This is a genomic window from Litorimonas cladophorae (genome assembly GCF_014652455.1).
GTDB classification, from domain to species: Bacteria; Pseudomonadota; Alphaproteobacteria; order Caulobacterales; family Maricaulaceae; genus Litorimonas; species Litorimonas cladophorae.
In genome coordinates this window covers 730224-746824 of the sequence record NZ_BMYV01000001.1, presented here as the reverse complement: position 1 = coordinate 746824, position 16601 = coordinate 730224, and the positions used below count along the sequence as shown (strand labels likewise).

Genomic DNA, 16601 nt, shown 5'->3' with positions numbered 1-16601 from the left:
AATTCGAAGTGATTAGGGCGGTTGACTTGAAAGCATAATCCGCTACTTACCCCGCCATTACGGGAAGGTGTGGTGCCGCCGTCGAAATCGCTACCTCATAGGTGAGGTGAGCCGGGCCACGTCAAATCAGAAAGGACGCACATGTCTAAGCGTCATTCAGCTAAGTATAAGATTGATCGCCGTATGGGCGAGAATATCTGGGGTCGTCCTAAGTCCCCAGTCAATAAGCGTGCATACCCTCCGGGACAGCATGGTCAAAACCGTCGTGGTAAACTTTCCGATTTCGGTACACAGCTTCGCGCTAAGCAGAAGCTTAAAGGCTATTATGGCAACATCACCGAGAAACAGTTCCGCAAGACCTATGATCAAGCGACACGGATGAAGGGCGATGCCTCTGAGAACCTAATCGGTCTTCTTGAGCGTCGTTTGGATGCGGTTGTTTACCGTTCTAAATTCGTTCCAACCGTTTTCGCCGCGCGTCAGTTCGTGAATCACGGCCACGTTCTCGTTAATGGTAAAAAGGTCAACATCCCATCTTACCGTTGTAAAGAAGGCGACGTTATCGAAGTTCGTGAGAAGTCACGCACAATGGCACTCGTGCTTGAGGCTCTTGAGTCTTCCGAGCGTGAAATCCCTGATTACATCTCTGTCGATCCAAAAGCGATGCAAGCGACTTTCGCGCGTACGCCTTCGTTCGACGAAGTGCCTTATCCGGTACAAATGGAACCAAATCTGACAGTGGAATTCTACTCTCGCTAGAGAGACACTTCGGTTACAGATTTCGAAAAGCCCGTCCGGTTCGCCGCGGCGGGTTTTTTATTGGACGCTCCGCTCCCAAACAATACGATAGGGTTCGTCATTTTGAATGCCGTGCACTTGTTGCCTGAAATGATAGAACCCGCCCTTCTTTAACGTGAAGGACTCAACGCCTTTTTGCCGTTTTGTACGTGCATCATATTGGCTAACGACTTTGCATTGAAAAATTTCAACGACCCAAGCGCGATGACATTGTATGATATTCAGATCGGCATAAGCTCCAGCAGGAAGGTCATACTTGATACTTACACTTTGACCGTCGCCCATATAAGCACGATCCAATTGAAACATCTCAACATAAGGCGCGATAACATTGTGCAGTTTTGAGCTTCTCTCGAAATCATAAGTCTTGCTGGCGGCAGAGTCGCCCGAGGCAATCTTGAGGATTTTTTTGGGCTGAACCAACGCGGGAAGATAGTGCATTGCGACGTAAATCATAAATGCGCCGAAGAGCAACGAGAGCGCGGAAAAAATGGAGCGGATATAGCCTATTTGCTTACGCTGTCGGATTGCTGTCTTGTTGTTCAGGTATTCTACATTGAAACCTTGTGCGCCCGCCTTTCGGCGCGACTTCACTTTCATTCCAAACATCGGCATTTCGATATCTCCTTTTGCTCAGCCCCCACAGCGTCGCAGGTAGGAGGTTAGCACACAGGCAGTTATCGTCAGTTTAAGCTGAAGTTAGTGAGTCAATAACTACGTAGGAAATTGAAACTCTTGTATTTATCGGTAGAAATTGGTGTGACAGGTGCAGGGTGCGAGGATATCGCAACCTGCAAAGCTGGGTAAATTCGTCGAAGTACACATCTTTGACGGTTAAAAATTGCGTGTTTTTTAGTTCGCGGTTGCGACACCCTTTTCAGTGAGCAGAGCTTTAAGCTCGCCATTTTCGAACATTTCGCGGACGATATCACATCCGCCAATGAATTCGCCTTTAACGAAGACCTGAGGGATCGTCGGCCAGTTATTGACGTCCTTAATGCCTTGACGAATTTCCATATCCTCAAGCACGTTCACGCTCGCGTAATTGACCCCCAGATAGTCAAAAACTTGAACGACGGTCGATGAAAACCCACATTGTGGGAATACGGGCGTTCCTTTCATGTAAAGGACTACGTCATTTTCACTGACGGTTTTTTGAATTCGTTCTGCTGCAGACATGTCGGTCTCCGTTTTGGCTTGCCACGTGCAAATGGGCGTTCGCGCGAGAATATCAAGATAGGCCCAGTGACGCGGTTTAAATGTTTACTTGAGGCAGGTCGGTTAGGGCGTTCGGGTCTCAAGAGCGAGAGCATGCAAAACGCCACCCATGTTTCCCTTGAGGGCCGCGTAAACCAGCTGATGCTGCGCAACGCGCGATTTGCCGACAAAGGCTGCGCTTGTCACTACGGCCTTCCAGTGATCATTGTCGCCCGCCAAATCAGTCATCTCGATTTCAGCATCTGGTAGCGCCTGCTTGATCATGGCAACGATGTCATCTTCTGACATCGCCATCTATTTATCTCCAGCCATGAGGTTCGGGAGCCAGTTTTCATTGGCCTGCCGCAAATCAGCAATGGAGAGATCAAAAGCACCTTCAGCCGTCAAACGGTCCCCACCTACGGTGCCGACGATCTGGGCTGAAATACTCTTCGCTTTCGCAGTGGAAAGCACAGGATTTACTGAATTCTTTTCAACTGAGATCAGGTAACGCGCTTGGTCTTCGCCAAACAGCCAACCGTGACGCTCAGCGAGAGGCGATTTGGCAAGCTTAATACCGAGTCCACTCGCGAATGCCATTTCGCAGGCCGTAACCGCCAGACCACCATCGGAGAGATCGTGCACCGCGGAAACCCGACGACTGCGAATAAGTTTGCGAACAAAGTCGCCGTTAAGTTTTTCAACGGATAAATCGACAGGGGGCGGTGCGCCGTCTCCGCGAGATAGTATCTCGGAGAGATAAATTGAACAGCCTAACCAACCCGTAGTTTCACCGATCAAGATGAGCGTGTCGCCTGATTTTGCGCCAGAAAGCGTTGCGAATTTATGTAGATCTGGAATGAGGCCTACGCCGCCAACCGCAGGTGTTGGTGGAATGGCTTGACCATTGGTCTCGTTATAAAGGGAGACATTTCCCGAAACCACCGGGTAATCAAAAGTATGGCAAGCTTCATTCATGCCTTCGATAGCGCCAACCAACTGTCCCATGATTTCTGGACGTTCGGGATTGCCGAAGTTCAAACAATCCGTAATCGCAATGGGGTCTGCACCCACACAGGTCAGGTTCCGCCAAGTTTCAGCAACGCATTGCTTGCCACCTTCATAAGGATCTGCCTCCACATAACGCGGTGTACAGTCTGTCGTAATTGCGACGGCTTTATTTGTGCCGTGAATACGCACGATGGCTGCGTCGCCGCCACTTTGACTGCTGTCAACGGTATCGGTCATAACATGACGGTCATATTGCTCCCAAATCCAGCGTTTGGAGGCGATATTCGGCGATGAGATGATCCGCATAAGCGCATCATTATAATCCTGCGTCTCGTGTATATCTGCAGCATTTAGAACAGGGCGGGGAGCTGTCTTGGTGTGAGGACGGTCATAATTCGGCGCATCATCCGCTAGCGGAGAAATCGGGATGTCGCAGACCTTCTTCTTGTGATGTTTTAAGACTAGATGACCAGTGTCTGTCGTCTTCCCGATTTGGGCAACATCAAGTTCCCATTTCTCAAAAACGTCAAACGCCAGTTGCTCTTTACCTGGTTTAATAACCATTAGCATGCGCTCTTGGCTTTCAGACAACATCATTTCGTAAGCCGTCATATTCGGCTCGCGTTGTGGGACCTTATCCAGGTTTAGCTCAATACCTACGCCGCCCTTATCCGCCATTTCAATAGACGAAGAGGTCAGGCCTGCTGCTCCCATATCTTGGATCGCGATGATTGCATCAGTCGCCATCAACTCGAGGCAAGCTTCGATCAATAACTTCTCGGTGAAGGGGTCACCGACTTGAACAGTCGGGCGTTTTTCGTCGCTATCGTCGTCAAATTCTGCCGACGCCATTGTTGCGCCATGAATACCGTCGCGACCAGTCTTAGAACCGACATAGAAAATTGGATTTCCAACACCTTTTGCAGCGGAATAGAAAACATTATCGGCGCGAGCCAAGCCAACACACATCGCGTTCACAAGGATATTGCCGTTGTAACCTTTATGAAAGTTGGTTTCTCCGCCGACAGTAGGAACCCCCACGCAGTTCCCGTACCCACCGATTCCGGCGACAACGCCGCTGACAAGTGTGCGGGTCTTAGGATGGTCTGGCTCACCGAAACGCAAAGCGTTCAGCAGCGCGATGGGGCGGGCGCCCATTGTGAAGACGTCGCGCATGATACCGCCAACGCCCGTAGCTGCCCCTTGATAAGGTTCAATGAAGGACGGGTGATTGTGGCTTTCCATCTTGAATATGATGGCGTCACCATCGTCGATGTCGATTACACCTGCATTTTCGCCGGGTCCTTGGATCACCCGATCACCCGTCGTCAGAAATTTTCCGAGGTGACGTCGCGAAGATTTGTAGGAGCAATGTTCTGACCACATGACCGAGAAAATACCAAGCTCGGTTAGATTTGGTTCTCGGCCCAGTCTGTCCAAGACGATTTCATATTCGCTTACCGAAAGTCCGTGCTCGGCCACAATTTCGGGTGTAATTTCAGACTGTTTACGTGCCATCTTTAAAGTGTCTCCAAGATGGATTTGAACAAGTCAATTCCGTCTGTTCCGCCATGTAGGGGATCAATTGCGCGTTCTGGATGCGGCATCATGCCAAATACATTGCCGCCTTCATTGACGATTCCTGCGATGTCATTGACTGAACCATTCGGATTATCTGTATAGCGGAAGAGTACACGACCTTCTTTTTCCAACCTGCCAACAGTCTCTTTGTCGGCGAAATAGTTGCCGTCATGGTGGGCGACTGGGAAAACGACCTCAGACTTGGCTTCATATTTTGACGTGAATTTAGAATTTGAATGGGTGACGGTTAGCTTTTCTGGGCGGCAGACAAATTTGAGGTTTTTGTTTCGCATCAACGCGCCTGGTAACATTCCTGCTTCTGTTAGAATTTGGAAGCCATTGCAAAATCCTGCGACGGCAAGGCCGCGTTCTGATTTTGCTTTGATGTCCTGCACGATAGGGGACCGGGACGCGATCGCGCCACTGCGCAGATAATCGCCATAGGAGAAACCGCCAGGCATGACGACGAAACCCACGCCCGCAGGCAATTCAGTTTCGCGGTGCCAAATAATCAGCGGTTTGCGTCCTGTGAGCTTTTCTAGGGCGACGGCAGCATCGCGATCACAGTTCGACGCGGGAAAGCGGATGACAGCAGTTTGCATGGCGCTATTCCGCGCGCATTTCGATGCGATAATTCTCGATGACGGTATTCGCCAGAAGTTTTTCGCACATTTCAACGACGCGGGCTTCAGCCGCCGTCAGATCATCGCCAGTTAGATCCAACTCAATCACTTTGCCCTGAAGGGCGCTTTCGACCTCACCAAACCCAAGATCATTAAGGGAGCGAGCAATTGTCCGACCTTGAGGGTCGAGGACGCCGGGCTTAAGACCGACATAGACGAGCGCTTTCATAAAACTTCCTTTAATCGTCGTTGGACACGACCGAAAGCTTCGGTGCATGCACATTATTGGCTTCTTTGAGGATGCCCAACCTTGTCGCGACTTCGGTATAAGCTTCTGTCACCCCGCCCATATCCCGGCGGAAGCGGTCTTTGTCCATCTTTCGATCGGTTTCGCGATCCCAAAGGCGACAGCTGTCTGGGCTGATTTCGTCAGCAAGAATGACTTGATGCGCCACCGAGCCGTTTTCCATCGTGACATCGAGGCGTCCAAATTCGATCTTAAAGTCGATGAGGTTAATGCCAATGCCGCCGAACATCCCGCGAAGGTAGTCGTTGATACGCAATGTCATCGTGATCATTTCGTCGACTTCGGCATGCGTCGCCCACCCGAATGTATGAATGTGTTCTTCCGCAACAAGAGGGTCACCTAAGTCGTCACGCTTTAAGCAAAATTCTACGACCGAGCGTGGCAATTTTGTCCCTTCATCCAAGCCTAATCGTTTTGCCATTGTCCCAGCGGCAACATTTCTACAGATCACTTCAAGCGGGATAATCTCCACCTTTTTGATCAATTGCTCTCGCATGTTCAGGCGTTTGATAAAGTGGGTGGGGATACCAATTTCTTCGAGGCGCAGCATTACAAACTCGCTAATGCGATTGTTCAGTACCCCTTTGCCGTCAAGAACAGCTTTCTTTTGGGCGTTGAAAGCCGTTGCGTCATCCTTGAAATATTGAACAAGCGTGCCTGGTTCAGGTCCTTCATAGAGGATCTTGGCTTTGCCTTCGTATATTTGTTTGCGGCGGCTCATGTGCGGCTCCGACAGTGAGGCGCGAGTCAGCCCCGCGCCATGGTGTGGGACCCATAGACGGTGTTAAGCCTCGGGACAATGCGAGGCTGTGTAGATTTTGGGGGTTTTCCAGCTTGAAGCGGGGCAGGGGCATCCATAGATGTAAACCACGGAACAAAACCAATCAGGATTTTTTGATATGAGCAGCTTTGATGACCGCGCGAATGCGCAAGAAACCAAGTTCGTACTAGACGCCGCGAAAGAATTTAAAGCCGAAGCTAAACGCAATAAAGCCTTAGGGCATTGGGCCGCGAGTCTGATGGGCAAAACTGATGCTGAAGCTGATAAATACGCTTTGGAAGTGATAATGGCGGATATGGAAGAAGCCGGCGATGACGATGTCTTCCGCAAACTTCGTAGCGATCTGACTGCAGCAAATTGTGAGATCACTGATGATGCGATTCGTGCGCGTATGGCTTTAGAGCTAACAGCGGCTCGCGAGGCCGTCTACGGCTCGTAAAAGTCTGCGTTTTATAGGTTGTTGGCAGCCGGGCAGGTAAGATCAAAGCTCGGCTGATTTCTTTGCGCTGCTGCTTGCAGGTTGCGTATATGCATCGCCATTGACTGTGTGTCGTAAGACATATTGATACAGCCTAATGTCTGTTTTGTGTCGCCATCAATGATGGCGGCAAAGCCCGTGACGCCCAACCACATATTATATTGGTTCACAAGACCGCGGTCGAAAACTAAGTGCGCGTTGCGCTCGCCGTAGCCCCCGCCTGTATCCAGATGTACATACTCGATTCGAGGGTCGGCGATGCTACGAAGGGCTTGATCAAGGGCAGGTTCAACAACCTTGCACGGGGCGCAGTAATCGGCACGGAACATCACAACATACACGTCTGGCGCCGTGTTTTGATACGCGTTAGCGAGGCTCCCTAAACCAAAGGTGAGGGCAAAAGCTGCTAAAGAAGATTTCAAAAACTTGTTCATGGTCATAGGTTTACTCGCTGTGCGTGAACATGGCATGAAACTTTGTCTCACTTTTCAGTGAACTCAAATTCTTGGCAAAGTCAGGTTGCTAGAATGAGAAAAGCCCGAAACCATTGGCTTCGAGCTTCTCCCTAGTCGGTATTGGCGGGTTTTAGTTTCCGCCTGGATCAACGTTATGCGCTGCCGGACAGCGAGTTGTTTTGGTCGAAACAGAAGCGCGGCTCATGTAAGCTGAACCTGTCGAAGTAGATGCCATCTGGCGGATTTTCTCAGCCATCTCGTTGGCTGTGAAGGTTCCGTTGACGCATCCGATGACGCGCTTGGATTTAGCATCAACAACAGCGGCGAAACCTGGAAGGCCGACCCACTGATTGAAAACAGGGACGATATCGCGATCAAAGGCTTCATGTGCGCCTTTTTCCCATTTTGCAGCTGTTGATGTATCGATAACGACTTCTTCAGCGTTTACACCAGAGATTGCCAACGCTGAGGCAAGCTGGCCGTCAAGGCGCATTGAATTTGTGTCCTGTGCATTGCGGAAATTGACGACATAGACGTCTGGTGAGGCGGCGAAGGCAGGCGCTGCAAAAGCTGTTGAAAGCACAGCCGCAGCCAAAATGGAGGAGATGAGTTTCATGGTTTCAATCCTTGGTCTCGGTTAGGTCTAGGGTTCACAATTGTTATTGTTCTTATGACCCAAGCTATAACGCCGATTGGTAAACAGCGTCCGAATCAGGCGTTAGGGTGTCGTTTAGGATAGTTTCCACAATCGTTAATTTTGAATCTAACGCCCTGAAAATGCAGAATAATTTTTTTCTGAAAAAATCTATAACTTCTACACAAAAACGCAAAAGGCACCCTCAAGGGGTGCCTCTTTAAACTGAAATTAAGGGCTTTATTGCTGAAGCCTTACTGGAAAGTCAGGCTTCCTAACGGAATTTAACCGATTTAGGCGGTTCCGAAGACCCGAGCAAATATCGTGTCGACGTGTTTCAGATGGTATCCATCGTCAAACATGTCCCGTATCTCTTTTTCAGAGAGCAAAGCGCGAACATCTTTGTCTTTAAGTAGCAGTTCAAGGAACGCGCCATCGCCGGCATCACCCTTTGTCCGAAAAAGCTCCCAGACCTGCATCGCGTTGCGTTGGACCAAACGATAGGCGCTTTCACGCTGTTCACCGGCTTGAGTTAAGGCAAGAAGAAAACGTTGCGAGTTATGCAGTCCGCCAAGGCGATCCATATTGGCTTTCATCTTGTCGGGATAGACCACCAAATTCTCAATTACCCCTGCCAAACGGTGCAGCGCAAAATCGAGATGAACCGTGCTGTCTGGGCCAATTCCGCGTTCTACCGAGCTGTGGGAGATATCACGTTCATGCCAAAGCGTAACGTTTTCCATCGCTGGAACGACTGCCATACGCACCAGACGCGCGAGACCTGTCAGGTTTTCTGTTAGAACTGGATTACGCTTATGGGGCATCGCCGAGCTGCCTTTTTGACCTTTGGAGAAGAACTCTTCGGCCTCCAAGACTTCGGTGCGCTGCATGTGGCGGATTTCTGTTGCAATATTTTCAATCGATGACGCTATGACTCCGAGTGTCGCAAAATAGGCAGCGTGACGATCCCGCGGGATGATTTGTGAGGATACGGGCTCAATGCCTAATCCCATCTTATCGGCGACATGGGACTCTACGATTGGGTCAATATTGGCGAATGTTCCGATTGCTCCAGAGATGGCGCATACCGCGATCTCTTCACGAGCTGCTACCAAGCGTTTGCGTCCGCGAGCCATTTCGGCGTGGAACCGCGCGAGCTTGACCCCAAATGTTGTCGGCTCAGCATGAATGCCGTGGCTGCGCCCGATTGTAATTGTGTGTTTGTGTTCCTGCGCGCGTGTTTCGAGGGCAGTGAGAACGCGGTCCATTCCTACGAGGAGTAGGTCGGTTGCCCGTGCTAGCTGAACCGATAATGTGGTGTCTAGAATATCTGAAGACGTGAAACCCTGATGAACGAAGCGGGCGTCATCACCAATGAAACTTGCGAGATGGGTGAGAAACGCGATCACATCATGCTTAACTTCGCGTTCGATCTCGTCAATTTTTGCAACGTCAAATTCCGCTGAACCGCCCCGTTCCCAGATGTTTTTCGCCGCTGACTTTGGGATCACCCCGATTTCGGCCAAAGCATCGCAGCCGTGAGCCTCAATTTCAAACCAAATTCTGTACTTAGAAGCCGCCGACCAGATGGCCGTCATTTCGGGGCGGGCGTAACGTTCAATCATTTCAGACTCACCTATATATGCGCGCCGCCTTGGACATCAGGCGGCGCGGCAGGTCAAGTCTACTCTTGGTTTGCCATTATTTTGTTTCTGGATTCGGCCTCTGCCCAGTCCTTTGGCAATGTCTTAGCCGCCAAAAAAAACGCAATTATTGAAATGACGTAGGGGACGACCAAAGACGATATCGCCAAGCGTAGGGCATGCGTCTCTCCATGAGCCTCGGTCAAGAAGGTGCTCATCCAACCTACATAAGTTGGTCCGCCACCCAGTGCGATAATGTTGAGAATCAGAAAAAATAGAGCAGTCGACATCGCCCGCATATTGATCGGTGCCAATGTTTGGGCCGCAGCGAAGCTCGGTCCAAGATAAACGCCAGCTGAGAGCAGATATATGGTCACGAGCAACAAGTGCAGATGGATATTTTGAACCCAAAACGCCCCAATCAAGGCTGGAACCCCAATGAACAGCACGGCTCCAGGCATAATCCCGTAAAAGCTAATGTTTTTCTTCGCGAGCTTCTCTGTAATCACAGCGCCAAAATACGTACCGGCACCATAACCAAATAAATGAATCATGCCGAACCAAAACATTAGCCATTCGAAGTTATTGTTGTCGGGGTTGGGCATGTATTCTGGTTTAAACCGCATGACGTAATCAATGCCCCAAGCGGAAACTGCGTATCCGCCGAAACTGACCCACGCGATGCCCATACACATGGCCCACCAGCTTGGGATCTTGGCAAGGGTGGAAATGGATTCGCCAATGCCTACAGACTTGAGCTGGATGTCATGGCCGTCCAGCTGCCCGCGTTTGGGCTCTTTTATGACAAGTGCCAAAACGATTGCCAGCGCGATGCCTGCGATACCCAAGAACAATAATGTTCCGCGCCAGCCAAGTGATTCGACGAGCGCGCCCGCTAAGAGATATGAAAAGCCAATTCCAATCGGAATGCCGAGAGAGTAAACCCCGAGCGCCGAAGCTCGTTGTTCTTTCGGATACAAATCCGATATCATGGAATGGGCCGGAGGTGAGCCGCCAGCTTCGCCAATTCCGACGCCAACACGCGCGAGGAACATGTGTAGGAAACTATTCGCCGTACCCGTGAGCGCCGTGAAGGCGCTCCAAGCAATCAAAGAAATCGTTACGATTTTTTTACGGCTATAGCGATCGGCCAACCATGCGATTGGAATACCAACTATTGAATAGAGCAACGCAAACGCCAGGCCTTTTAGCCAGCCGAGTTGCGCGTCGGTGAAGCCCATTTCCGCCTTTATAAATGGCGATAAGATCCCAATAATTTGTCGGTCGATGAAACTCATGACATACATGAGTGTAAGGAGCCAAAGGACAAGTGTGCGATAGCGTTTGCTCTCGCTCATTACCGGTGCGTCTTTCATTGAATTTCCCGTCTCGTTTTCTTTTACAAGAAAGGCAAAGCAACGAGGGGTCAAGTCACATAAGGCCTAACATTTTGAAACTTGCTATTTTCTCCCGACCAATAATGAGATGGTCGTGCACAGATATCCCAACGGCATTGCAAACCTCTGTGACGGTAAAAGTCATGTCGATATCGGCTTTGCTTGGAGTTGTGTCCCCGCTGGGATGATTATGAGTCAGTATTATAGCGCTCGCTTCTAGTGCGAGGGCGCGTTTCACGATTTCTCGCGGGTAAACGGGGGCGCGGTCAATCGTGCCTCTGCCAAGAACCTCGTCGGCGATCAGGCGATTTTTATTATCCACAAACAAAACGCGAAACTGCTCCACAGCTTCGTATTGCATGGCTGTCCGACAATAATCGAGGAGGGCGGACCAGCTTGAGAGAATAGGACGGCCAATGATTCGTTCGCGGCCCATGTGGGCGCCAATTGAGTGTAGGAGTTTCAAATCTAGCGCAGTTTTCTCGCCAATGCCTTTAACCTCGGTCAAGCGATGAAGCGGGGCGCCACACACCTCGCCCAAATTCCCAAATCGGGAGAGTAAGTCTTTTGCGATCGGTTTGACATCTCTTCGAGGGATGGAGTTGAAGAGAAACAGTTCTAACAACTCATATTCTTGCAGCGCAGATGGCCCTGCATCGCGAAACCGCGCGCGCAAGCGGTCACGATGGTCCGCATAATGCGGTTTGGGTTTGGGCGCCTCAGAGATAAGGCGGGCGGTGCAATCCAGCCGGTGAGCCTGTGAAAATCTCACAGCCAGTGGCCGTAACACCAATCGAGTGTTCGAATTGCGCGGTTAATTTTCGATCCCGCGTGACCGCAGTCCAGCCGTCCGAAAGAATTTTAACGTCGGGGCGTCCTAAGTTGATCATGGGTTCTATCGTAAAGAACATGCCTTCACGCAAGACTTCTCCTTCGCCAGGGCGGCCGTAATGCAGGATATTGGGGCTGTCATGGAACAGCTTGCCTAAACCATGGCCACAGAAATCTGTCACGACCGAACAGCGCTCGGCTTCAGCAAATTTCTGAATAGCATGACCAATGTCGCCGGTGGTCGCGCCTGGTTTGACGGCCGCAATACCCAACATGAGCGAATCATAGGTTATTTGTGTTAGCCGTTCGGCGCGTCGATTAACTTCGCCCACGGGATACATGCGAGACGTGTCGCCATGCCAACCATCGACAATCGCTGTCACATCAATGTTGACAATATCACCGTCTTTAAGCGGCTTATCATTTGGAATACCGTGGCAAACGACGTGATTAACTGACGTGCAGACGGTATGTTGATAGCCTCGATACCCTAAACATGCGGGAACGCCGCCATGGTCGAGAATAAATTCCATTGAAGCGCGGTCCAACTCACCTGTCGTCACACCTGGCTTAACCATGGGAACGAGCATGTCGAGGCATCGTGCGGATAGCTGCCCAGCCTTACGCATGCCTGCGAAATCTTCAGGGGTGTGGATTTTAATCGCCCCATCGCGAAGGTCGGGGGCGTCTGCTGCATCTATATAATTCATAATATGCGATATAGGGGGCTCTTTGACTTGTTGCCACCAGAAATGCAGAGTTGTAACGGCGCAGTCATGACAAATTTTAAAACCGTCACCGCAGGCGTACTCTTAATTGGCGATGAGCTTCTTTCAGGCCGCACCCAAGATACAAATTTGGCGGAAATCGCTAAATTCCTTGCCCCTTTGGGTGTTCAAGTGGGTGAAGCGCGTATTCTGGCAGACAACGCTGAGACGATTCGTGACAGCGTTCGCGCTTTTTCGGATGCGTTTGACTATGTGTTCACGACGGGCGGCATCGGTCCGACCCATGACGATATAACCGCAGATTGTATCGCGGCTGCTTTTGACTTGGGCATATCAGAGCGAGAAGATGCGTTGGATATGTTGCGTCAGCGTTACGCAGAGGAAGAGTTGAACGCGCCACGGCGGCGAATGGCTCGCATTCCCGATGGGGCCTCACTCATCGACAATCCAGTTAGCCAAGCGCCAGGATTTCAAACCCGCAATGTTTTCACGCTCGCGGGTGTTCCGCAAATCATGCGCGGAATGTTGGCTGATATTACACACCGTATCGAAGGCGGGGCGAAGGTCTACCAAATCACGATAAGCACCTCAAATATAGGCGAGGGCGACGCGGCCGAGGGGTTGGCTGAGGTTGAGCGGCAGAACCCTGGCGTCTCAATCGGGAGCTATCCTTGGTTTAATGACGACCTCCGAGGAATCAACTTCGTCGCGCGCGGGAGGGACAAGGCCCAGCTTGAGCGCGTTCGTCTGCAGCTTGAGGCGCTGGTGAAATCGCTTCTCTGAACTGCCTTAATACGATGATTGACAAGACTATATCGCTTTTGCCCTCAGGAACTCTACGGAGGCGATAAGTACTGGCACTGTCGGGGATGAGTAAGGGGATGGTGCGGCCGGCGGGAATCGAACCCGCACTCCATTACTGGAACAAGATTTTAAGTCTTGCGTGTCTACCAATTCCACCACGGCCGCAGCGGAAAACACGCCATATCAAAGCCTGCGAAAGGCGCAACACTTTTTAGTGAGTGGGATATATCCCACTTTGAATTGACGTTTGTGTTTATCTTGCCTATCTAAAGGTTCGTGGGATTGGTCCCACATCGTCAAGCGAGCCCGTTATGAGTCTAATTGAAACATTCCTAAGCCGTGTCGATGCACTGTCTGATCGCTCAGGCCAGTCAGTATCCACGTTGTCTCGTAAACTTTTCAATGATGGCAAAGGCGTCGCTCGCCTGCGCGAAGGTGGGCAAATGACCATTAAAACGCTGGACGCGGCAATGAATAAATTGGCCGAGCTTGAAGCACACGCGGACGGTCGAGACGCTTTGCGGATGACGCATCTGGATCGGTTGGAAGCTGAAAGTATTCACATCATGCGTGAGGTTGCCAGTCAGTGCGAAAATCCCGTCATGCTTTACTCTGTAGGTAAAGACAGTTCAGTTATGCTGCATTTGGCACAGAAGGCCTTTTATCCCGCGCCACCTCCTTTTCCACTCATGCATGTCGATACGACTTGGAAGTTCAAGGAAATGATCGAATTTCGCGATCGGCGTGCCAAGGAAGCTGGTATGGAGTTGATTGTCCACATCAATCAAGATGGCGTAGACCAGGGCATGGGGCCGTTCACGCATGGGTCTGCTGTGCATACCGATGTCATGAAAACACAGGGCCTCAAGCAAGCGCTGGATAAATATAAGTTTGATGCGGCCTTTGGCGGCGCGCGCCGCGACGAAGAAAAGTCTCGCGCTAAAGAACGTATTTTTTCATTTCGTTCGGAAAATCACCGCTGGGATGCCAAGAACCAACGCCCAGAGCTTTGGAATATTTACAACACGCGCGTTCACAACGGTGAAAGCATGCGTGTCTTCCCAATCTCAAATTGGACCGAGTTGGATATCTGGCAGTATATTGAGCGTGAAAAGATCGAAATCCCAGATCTGTATCTGTCGAAAAAACGCCCTGTTGTAAAAAAGGATGGGGTATATTTCATGGTCGATGATGATCGTATGCCGATTGGACCAGATGAGATCATTGAAGAGAAAATGGTCAGGTTCCGCACGTTAGGCTGCTACCCGCTGACGGGCGCTGTTGAGAGTGAAGCGGTCACATTGCCAGATGTTATCCAAGAAATGTTGCTTACGACAACCAGCGAGCGTCAAGGCCGCGTAATTGACTCGGACGCAGGTGCTTCGATGGAGCAGAAAAAGCAGGAAGGGTATTTCTAATGGCCCACCACGATGAACTTATCGCCAGCGATATCCACGCTTATTTACGCGCGCAAGAGAACAAATCTTATTTACGTTTCATCACTTGCGGCAGTGTTGATGACGGCAAATCGACGCTGATCGGTCGACTGCTGTATGACTCAAAACTCATCTATGAGGATCAACTCGCAACCATTGAGAAAGATAGTAAAAAGTCAGGCACGCAAGGCGATAAAATTGATTTAGCGCTTCTCGTAGACGGGCTCGCAGCAGAACGAGAGCAGGGCATCACGATCGATGTAGCTTATCGTTTTTTCTCAACGGACAAGCGCAAGTTTATTGTCGCGGACACGCCGGGACATGTGCAGTACACACGAAATATGGCGACGGGGGCCTCGACAGCGGATGTCGCAGTTCTTCTGATTGATGCGCGCTATGGCGTTCAGGAACAGACGCGTCGACATTCCTTTATCGCGTCATTGCTCGGCATTCGTCATGTTGTTGTGGCCGTCAATAAAATGGATTTACTTGATTTTGATCAACGCACTTTCAATGATATTGATGCGAGTTTTAGGGAGTTCGCTGCCGATTTAGGCTTTGACGAAATCACCTGTATTCCCATGTCAGCTTTGGACGGTGATAACGTGATCACGCCATCTTTGAACACGAATTGGTATAACGGCCCGACTTTGTTAAGTTATCTAGAGTCAGTGGATGTAGAAACCGCGTCGTTGGACGCGCCGTTCCGTCTGCCTGTACAATGGGTCAATCGACCGAACCTTGATTTTCGGGGTTTTAGTGGAACCATCGCATCTGGGAAGATTGCGGTTGGTGACGACGTAATTGTAAGCCCCTCAGGAAAGCGCTCCAGCGTCAAGGAAATCGTGACCTTTGACGGAAACCGTGAGTTAGCTCGCCAAGATATGGCGATCACCTTGACCCTCACGGATGAAATCGACATTTCGCGCGGTGACGTCATTTGCAAAACTGACGCGCCAGCTGAACAAGCCGATCAGTTTCAGGCTCATGTCATCTGGATGTCTGAGCAAAAGCTCTATCCCGGTCGTGAGTATCTATTAAAAACGACGAATAAGACCGTGCCTGCAAGGGTCAGTAAGTTAAAGCATCGCGTTGATATCAATAATTTTTCTGAAGTGTCGGCGAATACGTTAGATTTGAACGAAATCGGCACTGTCACATTGAGTCTGAGCGCGCCGATCGCTTTTGACTCCTACGCGGATAACCGCGCTACCGGAGCATTCATTCTCATTGACCGGCAAACTCACGAGACGATCGGTGCGGGAATGCTCGATTTCTCTTTGCGACGTGCGAAAAATGTTGTGTGGCAGGATCAAGATGTAAATAAATCCGCCCGATCAGATCAAAAAGGCCAAAAGCCCGCTCTGTTGTGGTTCACGGGACTATCTGGTTCAGGGAAATCGACAATTGCTAACCTTGTCGACAAACGCCTCATGGACATGGGGCGTCATGCTTATACGCTGGACGGAGACAATGTTCGTCATGGATTGAACCGTGATCTAAACTTCTCCAAGGCCGACCGCATTGAAAATATTCGTCGGATAGGTGAAGTCGCAAAATTGATGGTAGATGCAGGTTTGATCACCATGGCGAGTTTTATTTCGCCTTATCGCGCAGAACGGCAGATGGCTCGCGAGTTATTGGAGGTTGGGGAATTCATTGAAATTCATGTCGATACGCCGCTGGCCGTCGCTGAAGCCCGCGACGTAAAAGGCCTATATGCCCGCGCCCGTGCTGGCGAAATCAAGAATTTCACAGGCATTGATTCCGAATATGAACCGCCAGTCGACCCAGAAATTGTTGTAGATACCGTCAAGATGAGTGCTGAGGAAGCCGCCGACATGGTGATTGAGTATCTGTCGGACCGTGGCTTCTTTAACGTTGGCGGGTCTTAATT

18 protein-coding genes and 1 tRNA gene are annotated in these 16601 nt (G+C 50.4%); 5 read left to right on the top strand and 14 right to left on the bottom strand.

Annotated elements, in window-relative coordinates:
* Window positions 1–141: 141 nt before the first annotated feature.
* Window positions 142–759 (top strand): 30S ribosomal protein S4, encoded by a 618-nt coding sequence (gene rpsD / locus IE073_RS03670; RefSeq protein ID WP_189581388.1) that lies wholly within the window; start codon window positions 142–144, stop codon window positions 757–759.
* Window positions 760–816: 57 nt separating this feature from the next.
* Here the strand turns inward: rpsD and IE073_RS03665 are convergent, their stop codons facing one another.
* The 7 genes from IE073_RS03665 to purC form a co-directional block, all read right to left on the bottom strand.
* Window positions 817–1413, bottom strand: a complete 597-nt coding sequence (locus IE073_RS03665) for a hypothetical protein (RefSeq protein WP_189581386.1) — start codon at window positions 1411–1413, stop codon at window positions 817–819.
* A gap of 237 nt (window positions 1414–1650) precedes the next feature.
* Window positions 1651–1977, bottom strand: a complete 327-nt coding sequence (gene grxD, locus IE073_RS03660) for a Grx4 family monothiol glutaredoxin (RefSeq protein ID WP_189581384.1) — start codon at window positions 1975–1977, stop codon at window positions 1651–1653.
* A gap of 102 nt (window positions 1978–2079) precedes the next feature.
* Entirely contained in the window at window positions 2080–2310 is a 231-nt protein-coding gene (locus IE073_RS03655) for a BolA family protein (protein ID WP_189581382.1), read from the bottom strand.
* Window positions 2311–4524 (bottom strand): phosphoribosylformylglycinamidine synthase subunit PurL, encoded by a 2214-nt coding sequence (purL, locus tag IE073_RS03650; protein WP_189581380.1) that lies wholly within the window; start codon window positions 4522–4524, stop codon window positions 2311–2313.
* Between the two features lie 2 nt (window positions 4525–4526).
* A complete protein-coding gene (purQ, locus tag IE073_RS03645; protein WP_189581378.1) occupies window positions 4527–5189 on the bottom strand; it encodes a phosphoribosylformylglycinamidine synthase subunit PurQ in 663 nt (220 codons plus the stop codon).
* A gap of 4 nt (window positions 5190–5193) precedes the next feature.
* Window positions 5194–5439: a phosphoribosylformylglycinamidine synthase subunit PurS gene (gene purS, locus IE073_RS03640; protein WP_189581377.1), complete on the bottom strand. Its 246-nt coding sequence runs from the start codon at window positions 5437–5439 to the stop codon at window positions 5194–5196.
* 10 nt (window positions 5440–5449) lie between these two features.
* Complete coding sequence (gene purC, locus IE073_RS03635; RefSeq protein WP_189581376.1) at window positions 5450–6238, bottom strand: phosphoribosylaminoimidazolesuccinocarboxamide synthase; 789 nt, start codon at window positions 6236–6238, stop codon at window positions 5450–5452.
* A gap of 178 nt (window positions 6239–6416) precedes the next feature.
* Between purC and IE073_RS03630 the strand changes: the two genes are divergently transcribed.
* Window positions 6417–6737 carry a DUF1476 domain-containing protein gene (locus tag IE073_RS03630; protein WP_189581375.1) on the top strand — a complete coding sequence of 107 codons (321 nt, stop codon included), beginning with the start codon at window positions 6417–6419 and terminating at the stop codon, window positions 6735–6737.
* Window positions 6738–6748: 11 nt separating this feature from the next.
* Here the strand turns inward: IE073_RS03630 and IE073_RS03625 are convergent, their stop codons facing one another.
* The 6 genes from IE073_RS03625 to map all read right to left on the bottom strand — a co-directional run bounded on the left by IE073_RS03625 (window position 6749) and on the right by map (window position 12446).
* Window positions 6749–7216, bottom strand: coding sequence for a thioredoxin domain-containing protein (locus IE073_RS03625; protein WP_189581374.1), 468 nt, complete (start codon window positions 7214–7216; stop codon window positions 6749–6751).
* A gap of 145 nt (window positions 7217–7361) precedes the next feature.
* A complete protein-coding gene (locus IE073_RS03620; RefSeq protein WP_189581373.1) occupies window positions 7362–7847 on the bottom strand; it encodes a hypothetical protein in 486 nt (161 codons plus the stop codon).
* Between the two features lie 311 nt (window positions 7848–8158).
* Window positions 8159–9490: an adenylosuccinate lyase gene (gene purB / locus IE073_RS03615; protein ID WP_189581372.1), complete on the bottom strand. Its 1332-nt coding sequence runs from the start codon at window positions 9488–9490 to the stop codon at window positions 8159–8161.
* Window positions 9491–9549: 59 nt separating this feature from the next.
* Window positions 9550–10884, bottom strand: a complete 1335-nt coding sequence (locus IE073_RS03610; protein ID WP_233349790.1) for a spinster family MFS transporter — start codon at window positions 10882–10884, stop codon at window positions 9550–9552.
* Between the two features lie 55 nt (window positions 10885–10939).
* Complete coding sequence (gene radC / locus IE073_RS03605) at window positions 10940–11683, bottom strand: RadC family protein (RefSeq protein ID WP_444543423.1); 744 nt, start codon at window positions 11681–11683, stop codon at window positions 10940–10942.
* Window positions 11625–12446: a type I methionyl aminopeptidase gene (map, locus tag IE073_RS03600; protein ID WP_189581370.1), complete on the bottom strand. Its 822-nt coding sequence runs from the start codon at window positions 12444–12446 to the stop codon at window positions 11625–11627. Before map ends, radC begins: the two co-directional genes overlap by 59 nt.
* 66 nt (window positions 12447–12512) lie before the next feature.
* Between map and IE073_RS03595 the strand changes: the two genes are divergently transcribed.
* Window positions 12513–13247 carry a competence/damage-inducible protein A gene (locus tag IE073_RS03595; protein WP_189581368.1) on the top strand — a complete coding sequence of 245 codons (735 nt, stop codon included), beginning with the start codon at window positions 12513–12515 and terminating at the stop codon, window positions 13245–13247.
* A gap of 99 nt (window positions 13248–13346) precedes the next feature.
* Here IE073_RS03595 and IE073_RS03590 read toward each other — a convergent pair.
* Window positions 13347–13433 (bottom strand) — tRNA-Leu (locus tag IE073_RS03590).
* Window positions 13434–13579: 146 nt separating this feature from the next.
* Here IE073_RS03590 and cysD point away from each other — a divergent pair.
* Together cysD and cysN are read left to right on the top strand one after the other, a co-directional pair.
* Window positions 13580–14686: a sulfate adenylyltransferase subunit CysD gene (gene cysD / locus IE073_RS03585; RefSeq protein WP_267905561.1), complete on the top strand. Its 1107-nt coding sequence runs from the start codon at window positions 13580–13582 to the stop codon at window positions 14684–14686.
* Window positions 14686–16599, top strand: coding sequence for a sulfate adenylyltransferase subunit CysN (gene cysN, locus IE073_RS03580; protein WP_189581366.1), 1914 nt, complete (start codon window positions 14686–14688; stop codon window positions 16597–16599). Before cysD ends, cysN begins: the two co-directional genes overlap by 1 nt.
* Window positions 16600–16601: the final 2 nt, after the last annotated feature.